Source organism: Corynebacterium sp. HMSC034H07 (genome assembly GCF_001815175.1).
Classification (GTDB): domain Bacteria; phylum Actinomycetota; class Actinomycetes; order Mycobacteriales; family Mycobacteriaceae; genus Corynebacterium; species Corynebacterium hiratae.
The window spans coordinates 147,325-163,990 of the sequence record NZ_KV819545.1; the positions used below are offsets into that span (position 1 = coordinate 147,325).

Below are 16,666 nucleotides of genomic sequence, written 5' to 3' on the forward strand. Positions count from 1 at the left end.
CGTGGCGTTGCTTACCCGCCCATGACCTAAGTTGGGGTAAAGGACGCACACCGTAGACTTGAGCGAACTGCGCTCAATTCGGCGGGGGTGAGAGATTTAAAAAAGTTCTAGTTGAGTGGAACAGACTCAAGTTCTGTAGCGTTATAGACAGTGAAGCTACCTTCCCTGCCGTAGCCGCAGGGAGGTTTGGATAAATAGTAGAAACGGAGAAACACAATAATGAGTTCTTTTAACCCCACCACTAAAACTCAGGAGGCCCTGCAGCAAGCGCTGCAGACGGCCTCCGCCAACGGTAACCCGGACATCCGCCCGGCACACCTCTTAGCAGCCATCCTCGAGCAGAAGGACGGCATCGCCGCCCCGGTGCTCAAGGCCACCGGTGTGGACCCGGAGACGGTGTTGAAGGAGGCGCGCCAGCTTATCGACGCCCTCCCCAAGGCCGAGGGCGCCAACATGGCGAACCCGAACTTTAACCGCGACGCCCTCAACGTCCTTACCCGTGCCCAGGAGCTGGCCGGTGAGCTCGGCGATGAGTACGTTTCCACCGAGGTCCTGCTTGCAGCTATTGCGGGCTCCAAGTCGGATGCCGCCGAGCTGTTGACCTCCCGCGGCGCCACCTATGACGCGCTGAAGGGCGCTTTCCCCTCCGTGCGCGGCGCGGCCAAGGTGACCTCGGAGAACCCCGAGGAACAGTTCCAGGCCCTGGAGAAGTACGCCACGGACCTCACCGCCCGCGCCCGCGAGGGCAAGATTGACCCGGTCATCGGCCGTGATCAGGAGATCCGCCGCGTGGTCCAGGTGCTTAGCCGCCGCACGAAGAACAACCCGGTGCTCATCGGTGAGCCCGGCGTGGGTAAGACCGCCATCGTGGAGGGCCTGGCCCGCCGCATCGTGGCCGGTGACGTACCGGAATCCCTCAAGGGCAAGACACTGCTGAGCCTGGACCTTGGCTCCATGGTCGCCGGCGCGAAGTACCGCGGCGAGTTCGAGGAACGCCTCAAGGCCGTGCTTGATGAGATCAAGGCTTCCGACGGGCAGATCATCACCTTCATCGATGAGCTGCACACCATCGTGGGTGCTGGTGCTTCGGGCGAAGGCTCCATGGATGCTGGCAACATGATTAAGCCCATGCTGGCCCGCGGCGAGCTCCGCCTGGTTGGCGCTACCACCCTCGACGAGTACCGCAAGTACATCGAGAAGGACGCCGCCCTGGAGCGCCGCTTCCAGCAGGTCTACGCCGCCGAGCCTTCCGTGGAGGACACCATCGGTATCCTCCGTGGCCTCAAGGAGCGCTACGAGGTGCACCACGGCGTGCGCATCCAGGACTCGGCCTTGGTCTCTGCTGCGGAGCTCTCGCACCGCTACATCACCAACCGCTTCCTGCCGGATAAGGCCATCGACTTGGTCGATGAGGCCGGCTCCCGCCTGCGCATGGAGATTGACTCCTCCCCGCAGGAGATCGATGAGCTGGAGCGCGTCGTGCGCCGCCTCGAGATTGAGGAGCTGGCCCTGAAGAAGGAGTCGGACGCCGCCTCGAAGGACCGCCTGACCGCCCTTCAGCAGGAGCTGGCAGATGAGCGCGAGAAGCTCGGTGAGCTCAAGGCCCGCTGGGCCAATGAGAAGAAGGCCATCGATGACGTGCAGACCATCAAGGAACAGCTGGAGGATCTGCGCCGTCAGGCAGAGATTGCGGAGCGCGATGGTGACCTAGCCCTGGCCTCCGAGATCAACTACGGCAAGATCCCACCGCTGGAGAAGGACCTGGCCGCCGCCGAGGAGAAGGCCGCGCAGCAGCACAACACCATGCTCAGCGAGGAAGTCACCCCGGACACCATCGCGGAGGTCGTCTCCGCCTGGACCGGCATCCCGGCCGGCAAGATGCTGCAGGGAGAGACCGAGAAGCTGCTCAACATGGAGTCCGTGCTGGGTGAGCGCGTGGTGGGCCAGAAGGAGGCCGTCACCGCGGTCTCCGATGCTGTGCGCCGTGCGCGCGCCGGTGTGGCCGACCCGAACCGCCCGACCGGTTCCTTCCTCTTCCTGGGCCCCACGGGCGTGGGTAAGACGGAGCTGGCGAAGGCTCTGGCGGACTTCCTCTTCGATGATGAATCTGCGATGGTTCGCATCGACATGTCCGAGTTCGGTGAGAAGCACTCCGTCGCCCGCCTCGTCGGTGCCCCTCCGGGATACGTGGGCTACGACGCCGGCGGCCAGCTCACGGAGGCGGTGCGTCGCCGCCCCTACACGCTGGTGCTTTTCGACGAAGTCGAGAAGGCTCACCCGGACGTCTTCGACGTGCTGCTGCAGGTCCTCGATGAGGGCCGCCTGACCGACGGCCAGGGCCGCACCGTGGACTTCCGCAACACCGTCATCATCCTGACCTCGAACCTGGGTGCCGGCGGTACCAAGGAAGAGGTCATGGAGGCGGTCAAGCGCAGCTTCAAGCCGGAGTTCATCAACCGTCTCGATGATGTCGTGATGTTCGAGCCGCTCACCTCCGATCTGCTCTCCGGCATCGTGGACATCCAGCTCAAGGGCCTGGCCGAGCGCCTGTCCGGCCGCCGCCTGACGCTGCAGGTCTCTGACGCCGCCAAGCTGTGGCTGGCCGAGCGCGGCTACGACCCGGCATACGGCGCCCGCCCGCTGCGCCGCCTGATCCAGCAGGCCATCGGTGACCAGCTGGCCAAGAAGCTGCTGGCCGGTGACATCGTGGACGGCGATACCGTGCACGTCGACGTCGCCGACGGTGGCGAGCACCTCGAGCTAGCTGCCCGCACAGCTTAATCCGCCTAAACCGGTGAGCACGATGAGTGCTCACCGCGCTCAACGGTCGCCAGCACCCGCTCATGCCCCTATGATCTGGGGGCATGAGCATTTTGATCTCCCCTCACGAGTTGAGTGAGAAGATTTACCGCGGTGACAAGACGACCATCCTTGCCTCCCTCTGGGCACCAGGGGAAGGCGAGTCCTTCAACCAGTTTTCCTCCCTGCACATTCCGACCGCCCAGTACGCGGACGCCGCCTCCGCCTTCGTGGGTCTACCCGGCTCCAAGGGGGGCCGCAACCCCCTCCCGCAGACGGAGAAGGTCCAGGAGTGGATCGATCACTGGGGCTTGCACGCGAACAGCGAGGTCGTGGTCTACGACGAAGGCCGCGGCCTCTTCGCCGGCCGTGCGTGGTGGACGCTGCGCTGGGCCGGCATCCGCAACGTCCGCATTCTCGATGGCGGCCTGTCCAACTGGCGCGCCCAGTCACTGCCCACGCTCACCGGCCCCGGCAACTTGGGCATGCCCTCGGACTTTAAAGTGACGACGGGGTCAATGCCCACGGCCACCATCGATGAGGTCAAGGAGCATCAGGGCCTGCTTCTCGACGTTCGCACGCGCAACCGCTTCGCCGGCCGCCGCGAGAACCTCGACTTGAAGGCCGGCCACATCCCGGGCGCGGTTAACCTTCCGGAGCGCCTCTTCCACACGGAAGACATCACCGTGTGGAAGTCCAAGGAGGAGATCTTGGAGATCCTCGACGACCACGGCGTGACCAAGGAAAACGTGGACGGCGCCATCATCTACTCCGGCTCCGGCAACCACTCCGCGCTCACCATCGCCGTGCTGGAGTACGTGGGCTTTACCGGCCTGCGCCACTTCGTGGGTGGCTGGTCGCAGTGGTCAGCCAACCCGAAGAACCCGGTGGAGCGCGGCGACCGCGAGCACGTCTAGCACCCGCACCCGCTACCCAGGTGTGCGCCCAAACCTGTGCGTGACCAGCGCGTCAGCGCGGATCGGGCGCGCCGGGCGATTAGAGTCGATCAGTGATGCCTTTCGTACTCTTATCCCTCGCCGCCGTCGCGCTCGTGGCTGGTCTCATCGTGCTCTGGCTGGACCAGCGCCAGCGCGCCGCTCTTTCTGCCGGCGACCCCGCTGACAGCGCCGTTGCCGATACGGCTGACGACGCGGCAGTCGACGCCGAGCCGGTTGTCTCCACCCCGGAGCCCGAGGTCGTTCAGGAACCAGAGTCCACCGCAGAGCCGGAACCCGTTGTCGAGTACAACCCCGAACCTTCCGACGAACCCGTTGCTGAGCCCAACGAGCCCAAAGAACCCGAGGAACTCACCGCAGAGCCGAACGAACTCACGGAACCACAGGCTGCAGCGCCCAGCTTTGCGGAGCGTGCGGAGCGCGCCAAGTACTTCGTGCCGGGCAGCGCCCGCCGCGAGCGCAAGGCCTTTGGCCAGCAGCGCGGCTGGGAGTACGCCAAGCATGATTCCTACCTGGCGGATGAGTGGAGCCGCGGCGCGGCCGCCCGCGGCCAGGAGCCCAGGGACATCGTGGCCGGAAACTTCCGCGGCCACGAGACCCTCCTTTTCGATATGGGCACGATCCCGGTCATGGCCATGCGCACCGGCGCGGCCTCCGACATAGTGGTGGATTTTCGCCGGGCAGGGGAGACAGTGGACAACTCGTCCGAGGATCTGGTGTACGTGCGTGAGGAGGAAGGGTTTGAAGTCTTCGCCTCCGATGCCGGCGTGGGCCAGCGCCTCATCGATCCCCGCGTCAGCACGGCGCTACACCGCCTACCCACCGCAGTGACCGCCGTGTGGATGGAAGGGGAGTGGGTGCTTGCCCAAACCACCAAGCACGCCCGCAGCGCGGAGTGGGAAGAATTGCTGGAACCGCTATCCCTGCTGGCTGATGCCGCCCGCGTCCTTCCGCCGCGCTCCGAGGCAACGCAGGTCCTGCGCGTCGATGAACTCGACCCGAGCCGCGACATCCCGCAGCCCCCGCAGCCCGAACCTACCGGGCCTACCGCTGTCCCGGACCGCGATGATTCCCTCGACGCGCCCACCATCCAGCGACCCACCGAACCGGTTGTCATGCCGAGCCGCAGCACCAGCGAGGCGCGCGGCACCATTGACCACTCCAGCCTGGGTGCGGATGAAGTGGATGCGATTGCCGATGGCCGCGAACACCCCACCCCGGAGGACAACCAGGCCCGCCTGCCGCGCCGTTTCGACGGCGGCTCGTCCATCTTCGACTAACAGCAACTCCCAACAGCCCTCGGTGTGCCAGCAACCCTGGATGTGGCGGCCACCCGCGGGGAAGAGGGTAAACTACAGAGCGGATTTTTAAAGACGAGAAAGTCACAGACTTTAAGGAGCGAGCGATGAGCCTGGATCAGCAGAAGAAGCAACGCCTAGCAGAGCTGGTGAAGGAGCTGGCCGTCGTCCACGGCAAGGTCACGCTGTCCTCCGGCAAGGAGGCCGACTACTACGTGGACCTGCGCCGCGCCACCCTGCAGCACGAAGCCTCGCGCCTCATCGGCTCGCTGCTCCGCGAGCTCACCGCCGACTGGGACTACGCCGCCGCCGGTGGCCTGACCATGGGTGCGGACCCGGTCGGGTTGGCCATCATGCACGCCGATGGCCGCGACATTGACGCCTTCGTTGTCCGCAAGGAAGCCAAGAAGCACGGCATGCAGCGCCAGATTGAGGGCTTCAACGTTGAGGGTCAGAAGGTGCTCGTTGTGGAGGACACCACCACGACCGGTAACTCCCCACTGACCGCTGTCAAGGCGCTGCGCAAGGCTGGTGCCGAGGTCGTCGGTGTGGCCACCGTGGTGGACCGCAACACCGACGCCGGCGCAGCTATCGCCGCCGAGGGCCTGGAATACCGTTACCTGCTGGGCCTGGAGGACCTCGACCTTGCCTAAGCCCGAGGAAGAGGCGGAGGCTAAAGGTCCCACCGAGTGGAATGAGGGCCGCCACGGCGTCGGCCCCTGGGAAGGGCCGCTGCCCGAAGGCCCAGAAGCGGAGAAATACGATCCTGAGCTTCTCGCGGAGGGGGACCGCCGCAATGTCGTCGACGCCTACCGTTACTGGACGCGCGAGGCGATCCGGGAGGATGTCGACACGCGCCGACATGCCCTGCACATCGCCATCGAGAATTTCGAGAACGATGCCAACATCGGCACCGTGGTACGCACCGCCAACGCCTTTGCGGTCGACACCGTCCACATCGTAGGCCGGCGCCGCTGGAACCGGCGCGGTGCCATGGTCACCGACAGGTACCAACACCTCATGCACCACGCAGACGTGAACGAACTGATGGCCTGGGCGGCCGATCAAGACCTGACCGTCGTGGCCATCGATAACACCCCCGGGTGTGTGCCCCTAGAAACTGCGGAGCTGCCCGAGCGCTGCTTGCTCCTCTTCGGGCAGGAAGGCCCGGGGGTTAGCCCGGAGGCCCAGGACGCAGCAGTAATGACCTGCTCCATCGCGCAATTTGGGTCTACTCGCTCCATCAACGCGGGCGTGGCCGCGGGCATTGCCATGCATGCATGGATTCGGCAGCATGCGGATTTATCAAAAGCTTGGTGAGATCCCGCGCACTGTGTTTACATCTAGGTAACGAATTCACATTGTGAGAATGATGAGACAAAAGTGTTAGAGAAATGGTCCCACCGCGCCGACCTTGCGGAAACAGCCATCAATGAGCGCCACGCGCAAGCCGTGTGGGGCTTGCCCCGAACCAACCTTGCCGTGGTGAGTTGGCCACCCACCACCAAGGAATCACTCTTCGTCCACTGGCATTACTGGTGGCAGGCACACTACCTGGACTGTCTTGTCGACGCCGCCCTGCGCAAGAACACCAAGGCGCGCCGCACGCTCATCGCCAACACCATCCGCGGCGTCCACGTGCGCAATCTCCAGCCACTGACGAAGAACCGTTACTACGACGACAAGGCCTGGATGGCCCTGGCCATCGCCCGCGCTGGCGAGCTTAAGAAGATGCGCCCCCACAAGAAGCTGAGCAGCCTGCAGCACAACATCCGCGATGGCATCGACTCGCAGGTGGGCGTGCTGCCCTGGCGTGAGGGCGAGACCTTCCTTAACGTCCCCTCCAACGGGCCGGGTGCCATCATGCTGGCTCGCATGGGCCGGGTTGAGGAAGCTCGTCACATCGTGGACTGGATCTATGACCACCTCATCGATGACGATGGCTTCGTCATGGACGGCATCCGCATGCGCATGGATGGCCGCGAGGTCGTCCGCGCCATCCACCCCTACTGCCAGGGCGTGGTGCTCGGCGCCTGCCTGGAAATCGTGCTGGCTCTGCGGGAGAAGACCGGCCTGCGCTCCGTGGAGGACATCGACTCTGTCCACGAGGCCGAACTCGCCGCAGACATGATGGACTACACCACCCGCATCCGCGGCTTGGTCCAAGCGGTAGCCACGGGCATGGCAACGTACACGGGCGTCATCGATTGGCAGACTGGCGACGGCGACGGCGGCCTGTTCAAGGGCATCCTCGCCCGCTACCTGGCGGATGTAGCGGTGCGCCTGCCGGGCGATTCCCCGGCCAACCGCGCAACAAAGAAGCTGGCCGCTCGCCTCGTGACGGCCTCGGCGGAATCCGTGTGGGAACACCGCCTGGAGGTGGATGGCTTGCCCATCTTCGGCTCCGACTGGACCGCGGATGCGAAGCTTCCCCACAACTACGGTTTTGGACCTTCTTCGCTGAGCCAGAAGATGGGAATTATCCGCGTGGCCGAGCGTGATTTGTCCGTTCAGTTGTCCGGTTGGATGTTGTTGGAGGCCTGCACCCGGATTGTGAAGTACAAGTCAGAATCCAAGAAATAGCAGCGTTTGGCCAGCTAAGCGGGGGATTTTCGCCCGTGCGGAGCGGTGTTTAAGTGAGGTCACATCACATCTCGCGGCGGAAAACCACAACAACAGGCATACTTGGATGTTGGAACGTGTTGTTTCGCTGGACGTGGGACGGCACGGCTTACTGCACAGCAACTCCAAAGGATGGAATTTCATGCCTATTGCAACCCCTGAGGTTTATAACCAGATGCTGGATACCGCCAAGAAGGGCGGCTTCGCATTCCCGGCAATTAACTGCACCTCCTCCGAAACCATCAACGCCGCACTCCGCGGCTTCGCCGAGGCTGAGTCCGACGGCATCATCCAGTTCTCCACCGGCGGCGCCGAGTTCGGTTCCGGCCTGTCCGTGAAGAACAAGGTTGCCGGCGCCAAGGCACTGGCCGCCTTCGCCCACGAGGCTGCTCAGCACTATGGCATTAACGTTGCGCTGCACACTGACCACTGCCAGAAGGAAGTTCTGGATGAGTACGTGCGCCCGCTGATCGCCTTCTCCCAGGAGCGCGTTGACCGCGGCGAGCTTCCGCTCTTCCAGTCCCACATGTGGGATGGCTCCGCTATCCCGATCGATGAGAACCTCGTGATCGCCCAGGAGCTCCTCGAGAAGGCCCACAACGCCAACATCATCCTCGAGGTCGAGATCGGCGTTGTCGGCGGCGAAGAGGACGGCGTTGAGGCTAAGGCCGGCGCTAACCTCTACACCTCCCCGGAGGACTTTGAGAAGACCGTCGATGCCCTCGGTACCGGCGAGAAGGGTCGCTACCTGCTGGCCGCTACCTTCGGCAACGTCCACGGCGTGTACAAGCCGGGCAACGTGAAGCTGCGCCCGGAGGTCCTCGACGAGGGCCAGAAGGTTGCTGTGAAGAAGCTCGGCCTGGCTGAAGGCTCCCAGCCCTTCGACTTCGTCTTCCACGGTGGCTCCGGCTCCGAGAAGGAGAAGATCGAGGAGGCACTGCGCTACGGCGTCATCAAGATGAACGTTGACACCGATACCCAGTACGCCTTCACCAACCCGGTCGCTCGCCACATGTTCGCCAACTACGATGGCGTCTTCAAGATCGACGGCGAGGTAGGCAACAAGAAGGTCTACGACCCGCGCTCCTACCTCAAGAAGGCGGAGCAGGGCATGGCCGACCGCGTAGTTGAGGCCTGCCAGGACCTGCACTCCGTGGGCAAGACCGTTTCCAAGTAAACCCACACCAGCCGGATGCCGGCGCTGAGCACCCACCGGCGCTAAGCGGCGTCGCGCCATCCCAACAAGCCACCCCTCAATCTCGTGGGGTGGCTTTGTTCGTCCAAACCCGCCGCCAGAACGCGTAAAATACCGGAGTCATGGAAGCGCAAGAGTCATCGTCGAGTTCGTCGAGTACCGTCAAGCGTGTTCGCAAGACCACCCGCGAGCAGCTGCGGTTGGTGGATAAGTCCCTCAAGGCGCGCCTCACACGCATCCGCAACCGGCTCGTGTTCATGCTCCAGTGCACGATAGGCGCGGGCTTGGCCTTCTATGTTGCGCACGATTTCTTCGGCCATGCGCAGCCCTTCTTTGCCCCGATGGCCGTCATCATCATCCTCGGCTTATCGGGCAGGGACCGCCTCAAGCGCGCCGTGGACATGGCCCTCGGCGGTGTTGTAGGAGTCTTGGTGGGCACGCTGCTTGTCGACGCCCTCGGGACCGGCCCCATCCACATGACCATCATCATCGGGTTGGCCCTGATTATCGGTTCTTTCTTCACTAGTTCGCAGCTGGTGAGCAACCAAATCGTTATTGCCGCCATCCTCATCGCCACCATTCTTCCCCCGGAAGAAATGGGCGGCATCTCCCGTGCCATTGACGCCATTATCGGCGCGGTCATTGGCCTCACGATGATCGTGCTGATTCCTTCCTCGCCCCTGCGTGCGGGGCGCTCGGAAGTCTCGAAGGTCCTGGGCATTACCTCCTTGGTCCTCTCCGACGTGGCCAAGGGGCTGGAAGAAAACGATCCTGAGACCATCACGGAAGCACGCGACGCGGTGCGCGGCACGCAGGATGACATCAACAACATGCTCAACGCCACCAAGGGCGGTGCGGAAACCGCACGCCTGTCACCGTTCCTGTGGAGCTCGCAGCGCACCGTTCGCTCCCTGGAACGCATCCTCACCCCGGTCGATAACGTGGTCCGTGGCACCCGCGTGTTATCGCGCCGTGCACTCGTTCTCGCCGAGGACGGTGACCAAGCCACGCCCGAGCAAGTTGAGATCATCGACGCACTGGCTGAAATCACGATGGAGCTCTCCGACCTCTATACCCACCAAACAGCGCGTGAGCGCCGCGTGGATGAGGCGCAAGCCATTCCGGAGATCGTCAACCGCCTACGCCAGCTGGGTGCGCGCTGCTCGATGGACGTTGCCGGCGAGGAGGCAGTCCTCTCCGCTTATGCCGTGCTCGCCCAGACGCGCTCCATCATCGTGGACCTTCTCATGGTGTGTGGCATGTCGCGGGAGTCAGCCGTGGCACAACTCGTGCCCACATCCAAGCACCCGGCCTACCCGCCGGAGGTCTGGGAGGAAAACTAAGGCTGGTCTAGGGCAGCTGATACAGGCTAGGGCCGCACGATCTGCAGGTCCCGCAGGTGGCGGTAGAACGTCACGCGCTTGACCGGCCGCTTAGCGCGGACTCCATCGACGCTGACGCTGAGCGACGGCCCTCCTGCCTGCACCGCCCGGCCCTGCACGACGCTGGCCGGGTCGAGTTGTCCAGGCTGTGCAGGCTTGCGCAGGCGGACGAACAGCCCACGGCGCGGTGCAGCCTCCGCCTCAAAGCTCGTCACTGCCTTCGCCGCCACGATGCCCGGCGCATCCGTCATTGGTACGAGCTTTGCCCCGAAGACATCCTTCTCACGATCTGCGCGCAGCAGCACGGCATCGTCGACGATGATCTCCCCCGTGATCTCCTCATTCGACCATTCCGCAATCGTTGCCGAACCCGCCACGGCGAGGCCCGCGTCATTACGGATGAGCGGCACCGGCTTGACGGGCGCGGTCATGGCAAAGGAGAGTGCTTCCTCCATTACTGCTCCCTGGTTGCCGGGCCCCTGGCGCTCCTGACCCGCTCCGCTCGATTTCAGGCCCCAATTCATCGCCGCTGTGGAATGCTCCCCGGTGGGGACATACCCAACCTCGGCCCACAGGTAATCCGCCCGCATCATGCGGGTCAACACCGCGCTGAGTGCGGCGTCGCTGCCAATAACCACGATGCGCAAAGGCTCGCGCAAGTACTGCTTTTGGGGTGCTGGGCCCGGCTCGCCGAGGTGACTCACGTCCGGTTGCGCGGCAATCTTATCCAGCGATGGAGTGGGGTCCTCCGGAAGGATGTCCCTGGCCAGCGCATCAATAGCCTTCAGCTCCTGCCGGCTGGGGACCGAGGCGACGCGGAAGTGCTCAACGCGGATTCCGCTCTGTTGAGCCTCAGCGAGGGCATCGGTATGGGCCTCAGTGAGATGGCCGCCGCAGTCTACAAGCGCACAGATCATACAAGAAGCATAGAAGCGTGAGAAGAGGTTCGCGAAAAAGGAGCGCCAGCGCCGCTCAACCAACGGCGCTTCCAGAAACTAAGTAGTGCACGTCACATCTGCTAGGTAGGCTCCATTACAACGCTTAACTCCAAAGCAACTCTCAACTTCTTAACACTTAACTTTTTCTTTGTCTGATAGCTGGAGGTATTCACCGTGTCCACCCGTATGGCAACCCTTGCGCTTGTATCCGCCGCTGGACTGTTGGTGAGTTCGTGCAGTTTCGGCGGGGGTTCACAGACGGAAGCCGAGGAACCCGCCTTCACCGAGGCCGCCGCCGCGTCCGTGACTAGTTCTACGAAGGCCAGCGCGACGACATCGTCGACACCGAGCAGTACTTCCTCCTCAAGCGCCAACGCTGACTGCGACGAGAAGAAAGAACTCGAGGACACCGAAATCAGCAAGGTCCTACAGAATGAAGAAGCCTACGTGAAAGGCTCCACCGAGAAATTTGAGGACGTCAGCGTCGGCGAGGATGAATACGATCCCTGCAAGTTCCTCAGCTACGTGGTGCTGGAAGGCGAGTTTGATGGGGAGGATGTCAAAGTCCCTGTCTTCTTCGTCAACGGTGAGGTCTATGACGAGGATGCCCTCTACATCACGTCTACGTCCTACGAGGTGGAGGAAGACGGCGAAGGCTATACCTATGAGTCCAAGACTGAAGGCGACATCGTTGGCGTCGAAGGAAAGACATACAAGCGCCCAGGGACCGAGGCGCCGTCCATGGAAAACTCCTTCGACGGCGTAAACTCGGACGTCTTCTTCATTGACGTCAAGTCAGAGCCCACCGACTCCGCAGACCTGGCCAAGGATGAAGAAGACCTCCGCGGCGAAACGCTGTTCGATATTTCTGCCGATGGCTGGAACTTGGTGTGCGGTATCGATGCGAATGAAAAGTCCATTGACTGCGCACATGGCGATGGCGGAGCCTGGGTCATCAAGAGCGATAAGACCAACCTGCCGGAAGATATGGAATTCGATGTGGTGAGCCTCCTACCGCTGGAGGGTGAAACCAGGTACAGCCAGGGTGGTGTTGACAACCTCCCAACTGACGGCAAGAAGATCGATAGCAACGGTCTCTACCGAATCGGCATCGATGACATTGAAGCTCAAATCGCTGTCGTTGACGATGGGATCATTATCAGCACCCCAAACAATTCGAGGCTGATGTTCACCAATGACACCATCTTCATCGAAGAGAAAGACAAGGGCGACGGTGCCAACTCAAACACCGAAATCGCGTAGTTGGGCTTGAACGAGGTTCGGGACGAACCTCTCCACGAAGGTGCCGGCGCATCAATTCCTGACGAGCTTGTCACAAACTCACCGCTGCACCGCTATGGCGGGTAAAGTAGGTGCGTATTTGACTTCAATAAATAGGAAGTGACACCAAACATGGCAGCGATCGTCATCGTCGGCGCCCAGTGGGGCGATGAAGGCAAGGGCAAGGCTACCGACATCCTCGGCGGCAAAGTCGATTACGTAGTGAAGCCCAACGGCGGTAACAATGCCGGCCACACCGTCGTGGTCGGCGGCGAGAAGTACGAGCTGAAGCTCCTTCCCGCCGGCATTCTTTCTGAAAACGCCACCCCGGTCCTGGGCAACGGCGTGGTGATTAACCTGGAGGCCCTCTTCGATGAGATCGATGGCCTCGAAGCCCGTGGCGCTAACGCTTCGCGCTTGAAGATTTCCGCCAACGCACACCTCGTGGCGCCCTACCACCAGACCCTGGACCGCGTGCAGGAGCGCTTCTTGGGCAAGCGCGCCATCGGAACGACCGGCCGCGGTATCGGCCCCGCCTATGCCGACAAGGTCGCCCGCATCGGTATCCGCGTGCAGGACATCTTCGATGAATCCATCCTGCGCCAGAAGGTCGAGTCCGCCCTGGACATCAAGAACCAGATGTTGGTGAAGATGTACAACCGCAAGGCCATCGAACCGGAGCAGGTTGTGGAGTACTTCCTAAGCTACCGCGAGCGCCTGCGCCCGATGGTTATTGAGGCCGAATTGGAGCTGAACCAAGCTCTTGATGAGAGCAAGCACGTCCTCATGGAGGGCGGCCAGGCCACCATGCTGGATGTTGACCACGGCACCTACCCGTTCGTGACTTCCTCGAACCCGACGGCCGGCGGCGCTGCTGTGGGCTCCGGTATCGGCCCGACGCGCATTACTACCTCCCTGGGCATCATCAAGGCCTACACCACCCGCGTGGGTGCTGGCCCGTTCCCGACCGAGCTTTTCGACAAGTGGGGCGAGTACCTACAGACCACCGGCGGCGAGATTGGCGTCAACACCGGCCGCAAGCGCCGCTGCGGCTGGTACGACTCTGTGATCGCCCGCTACGCCACGCGCGTCAACGGCTTCACGGATTACTTCCTGACCAAGCTGGATGTGCTCACCGGTATCGGTGAGATTCCCATCTGCGTGGCCTACGACGTCGACGGCAAGCGCTACGACGAGATGCCGCTGACCCAGTCTGAGTTCCACCACGCTGAGCCTATCTTTGAGACCATGCCGGCCTGGGATGAGGACATCACCAACTGCAAGACTTTTGAGGATCTCCCGCAGAAGGCTCAGGACTACGTCCTGCGCCTAGAGGAGCTCTCCGGCTGCCGCATCTCCTACATCGGTGTCGGCCCCGGCCGCGACCAGACCATCGTGCGCCACGACGTCATGCAAGACCAGTAAGGCGCAGGCCGGTCCGAGATAAACCAACCTTAGGAACCGTCTAGCAGCGACGGCGGCCCGTAGAAACAGCGCAACAACCACCGCCCCGTTTCTCCCACAGCATCGTGGACACAATTGTCGAAATACACGTTGCGGGGAGAGCGGGGCGGTTTGTGTGTCTGTGGCTACATTTGTGCGCTCAATACGCCCTGCTTGGCGACGCCTCCCGCAGCCCCACCTGGCACAGCCCTGTATAAAACACCCCCGTTAGGAGTGCATTCCTGGGGCAAATGTTACCAAAGTGACGACGTGAGCTATTTAACAATCTCATCCGCGTGTCGCAATCATGCCAAAAGGAGCAGGTCAAACATATGCTTCGTGTTGTTAGTGGCAAAAAGTTTGCATTCATAAAATTTTCAGGAATCCGTACGGTTTCTTTAATTCGTGCACGGAGTTAACATTAGGGACGAGTTTGTTCATAGATCCTTGGACCCTCTGACCTTCGTCCAAGGTGACAGAAGTGAGCGGCTCTCGGTTGCGTAAGCCGGTTTTACCCCTTGCGCGGTCACGCATCCCTAGCGTGATCACTTCTTTCAAGTCTTAAGGAAAGGGCTTCTTGGTATGAACAAGAAGGAAATCAAGCGTACTGCTGTACGCCGTCGCGGCACCACCATTGCTGCCGCGGCGCTCTCTATTGCTATGGTGGGCCCCTTCGTCCACGCAGTAACTCCAGCATCCCCGTTCGCTGCGGTTGCCAATGCACAGGAGAATCAGCCCGCTGCAGACGCTCCGGCAGCAGGTTCTCACGAGGCCATCTACTCGCCGGGTCAGGCGGACCAGAAGGGCACTATCTCCGGTTCCGTGAAGGAGATCGTCGAGGCCAAGGTTGGCTTCGGTAACGTCCAGGCCTCTGGTAAGGCACTGAAGGGCGTTAAGGTCTACGCCCAGTGGTACGAGGGTGCGAACACCCAGCACTCATCGCCGGTGTACTTCACCGAGTCTGATGCTAACGGTAACTTCACCATCAAGATGGCTCCGTACACCGATGCTAAGGGCGTGCAGCGTAAGTTTGAGGCTGATGCTTCGGTCGGTGAGACGGTCCCGCAGCGCGACCACAAGCGTGAGAAGATTCGCGTGTGGACGGAGCTTCCGGAAGACATGACGGATAAGTACCGTCTGGTGCACCAGCCGGCTGCGGGTATTTTCCCAGCCATTGGTGATGTGGCGACCCCGACTTCGCAAGGGGACGGCCCGTGGGGTGGTAACAAGGTCTCGGAGATGACCATCCAGTATGCGCAGAAGGACAAGCTGCCGCAGCACCTGCCAGAGGAAAAGTGGGCAGAAAGTGTCGGCAAGGCCAGTAATAATGGCACTTACGCTGGTCGGGCGTTCTGGAACCTGCATGTGTTGCTGGGGGGGGGTTAAACCACAACGCTATCAGTGCATTTAATAGTAAGGACCTTCCTGCACCTGGTATGAAGGTTGTTGGCTCTTACCTCAACGATGAGGCTGTGACCAAGATCGAGGAACACGTAAAGAGCAACTTCGCAGGCAAGACGCTGCGCGGCCGCGACTGGACTACCGCTGACGAAGCGGGTCTGCAGAAATGGATCAACGAGCAGGTAGCGGCAGACCCTGAAGGCTGGATTGCCGAGACAGTTACGACCACCACTGGTGCTGATGGTCGTTTCGCGCTGAAGTGGAAGGGCCTGTACGGCAATAACCACACCGGCACCGGTGGTGGCATTAACCCGGATGCTGCCAAGCTGCACAAGTTGGCTGGGTCGTGGGAGGAGGGTTCCTGGCTCAACGGCAACAAGAACTCCAAGCACGTCAACATGGACTGGAGCTACATCAGCATCTATGACAAGGACGGTAACCCGCTGCCGGACAACATCGGCACCTTGTACCCATGGGCTCTAGGTAACTGGGCTGGGCCCAGTAGCGGTGGTGCTAACGCGCAGCTCTTCGGTGGTGACACCACGTTCATCGAGCCCACCGTTGACGGCTACACCGGTTGGAACATCGCGCTTGCTCCGCAGGCGCTGAAGTTCGATGTGGTGGATAAGAACACCACCGATAACTGGGCCAAGATCGGAGACAAGGTTCAGACCGATACTGCAGGCCTTCCGCTCTCGGATAACCTGAGCTACTACATCGAATGGTACGACAAGGACGGCAATGTCGTTAAGACGTGTGCCCCCGCTAAGGCTGACTCCGCAAGTAAGATTCCGAGCTGTGAGTTCGAGGTTCCAAAGGACGCTAAGACTGGTGACACCTTTACCGCTCGTCTGAAGGCCACTGCCGGTGAGCCGGATTCGAAGAACGATCTGGTTCTGGCAATGGACGCGTTCGCAGTCACGACTGATTACCTCGAGTACGACTCAGTCGATGCCAAGGTCAAGGAAGTGGCTACCTCTGAGCCGAAGTTCGACAACCCAGCTTCCGATGGTGTGGAGACGAAGCCTGAGAAGGCCAAGTTCGAGCTCGGCAAACTGCCTGAGGGTGTCACTGAAGATCAGGTCTCTGTGGACGAGAAGACCGGTGTTGTGACGTTCACCCCGAATGCTGAGCAGGCTGGCAAGTCGTTCAACTTCCCAGTTGTGATGCGTAATGAGGCTCTGCAGGTACCGGTCCTCGATGAGAACGGCGATCCGGTGAACGGCCCAGACGGCCAGCCGCTGACCCAGGGCCGTGTTGTTGCCCGCGCTGACGCAACCTTCAAGGTATCGGACTCCACCGCAAACACCGTTGAGCCGAAGTATGAGGGCAAGCTTGTTGTTCCTGGTGA

13 protein-coding genes are annotated in these 16,666 nt (G+C 61.8%); 12 read left to right on the forward strand and 1 reads right to left on the reverse strand.

Annotated elements, in window-relative coordinates; all coding sequences use genetic code 11:
* Window positions 1-219 precede the first annotated feature (219 nt).
* The 8 genes from clpB to HMPREF3009_RS12715 all read left to right on the forward strand — a co-directional run bounded on the left by clpB (window position 220) and on the right by HMPREF3009_RS12715 (window position 10,213).
* Window positions 220-2,781, forward strand: a complete 2,562-nt coding sequence (gene clpB / locus HMPREF3009_RS12680; RefSeq protein WP_070682372.1) for an ATP-dependent chaperone ClpB — start codon at window positions 220-222, stop codon at window positions 2,779-2,781.
* Window positions 2,782-2,864: 83 nt separating this feature from the next.
* On the forward strand, window positions 2,865-3,716 hold the full coding sequence (locus tag HMPREF3009_RS12685) for a sulfurtransferase (RefSeq protein WP_070682375.1): 852 nt from the start codon (window positions 2,865-2,867) through the stop codon (window positions 3,714-3,716).
* Window positions 3,717-3,811: 95 nt separating this feature from the next.
* Window positions 3,812-5,035 (forward strand): type III secretion system chaperone family protein, encoded by a 1,224-nt coding sequence (locus HMPREF3009_RS12690; protein WP_070682378.1) that lies wholly within the window; start codon window positions 3,812-3,814, stop codon window positions 5,033-5,035.
* Between the two features lie 125 nt (window positions 5,036-5,160).
* Window positions 5,161-5,706, forward strand: a complete 546-nt coding sequence (gene pyrE / locus HMPREF3009_RS12695) for an orotate phosphoribosyltransferase (RefSeq protein WP_070509837.1) — start codon at window positions 5,161-5,163, stop codon at window positions 5,704-5,706.
* Window positions 5,699-6,373, forward strand: coding sequence for a TrmH family RNA methyltransferase (locus tag HMPREF3009_RS12700; RefSeq protein ID WP_070682381.1), 675 nt, complete (start codon window positions 5,699-5,701; stop codon window positions 6,371-6,373). Before pyrE ends, HMPREF3009_RS12700 begins: the two co-directional genes overlap by 8 nt.
* A gap of 63 nt (window positions 6,374-6,436) precedes the next feature.
* On the forward strand, window positions 6,437-7,636 hold the full coding sequence (locus HMPREF3009_RS12705; RefSeq protein ID WP_070682384.1) for a glycoside hydrolase family 76 protein: 1,200 nt from the start codon (window positions 6,437-6,439) through the stop codon (window positions 7,634-7,636).
* A 181-nt stretch (window positions 7,637-7,817) separates the two neighbouring features.
* The gene (gene fbaA / locus HMPREF3009_RS12710) at window positions 7,818-8,852 is read left to right on the forward strand and encodes a class II fructose-bisphosphate aldolase (RefSeq protein WP_070509842.1); all 1,035 of its coding nucleotides are present in this window, start codon (window positions 7,818-7,820) and stop codon (window positions 8,850-8,852) included.
* 140 nt (window positions 8,853-8,992) lie between these two features.
* Window positions 8,993-10,213, forward strand: coding sequence for an FUSC family protein (locus tag HMPREF3009_RS12715; protein WP_070682385.1), 1,221 nt, complete (start codon window positions 8,993-8,995; stop codon window positions 10,211-10,213).
* Window positions 10,214-10,239: 26 nt separating this feature from the next.
* Here HMPREF3009_RS12715 and HMPREF3009_RS12720 read toward each other — a convergent pair whose 3' ends face one another.
* Window positions 10,240-11,169, reverse strand: a complete 930-nt coding sequence (locus HMPREF3009_RS12720) for a hypothetical protein (RefSeq protein ID WP_070682403.1) — start codon at window positions 11,167-11,169, stop codon at window positions 10,240-10,242.
* Between the two features lie 195 nt (window positions 11,170-11,364).
* Between HMPREF3009_RS12720 and HMPREF3009_RS12725 the strand changes: the two genes are divergently transcribed.
* The 4 genes from HMPREF3009_RS12725 to HMPREF3009_RS12740 all read left to right on the forward strand — a co-directional run.
* Window positions 11,365-12,453, forward strand: coding sequence for a hypothetical protein (locus HMPREF3009_RS12725; RefSeq protein ID WP_070682386.1), 1,089 nt, complete (start codon window positions 11,365-11,367; stop codon window positions 12,451-12,453).
* A gap of 150 nt (window positions 12,454-12,603) precedes the next feature.
* The gene (locus HMPREF3009_RS12730; protein ID WP_070682387.1) at window positions 12,604-13,896 is read left to right on the forward strand and encodes an adenylosuccinate synthase; all 1,293 of its coding nucleotides are present in this window, start codon (window positions 12,604-12,606) and stop codon (window positions 13,894-13,896) included.
* 600 nt (window positions 13,897-14,496) lie between these two features.
* Window positions 14,497-15,300, forward strand: coding sequence for a hypothetical protein (locus HMPREF3009_RS12735; RefSeq protein ID WP_070682388.1), 804 nt, complete (start codon window positions 14,497-14,499; stop codon window positions 15,298-15,300).
* 50 nt (window positions 15,301-15,350) lie between these two features.
* Window positions 15,351-16,666 (forward strand): Rib/alpha-like domain-containing protein (locus HMPREF3009_RS12740; protein ID WP_198531143.1); only part of this gene is annotated, 1,316 nt, incomplete at its 3' end.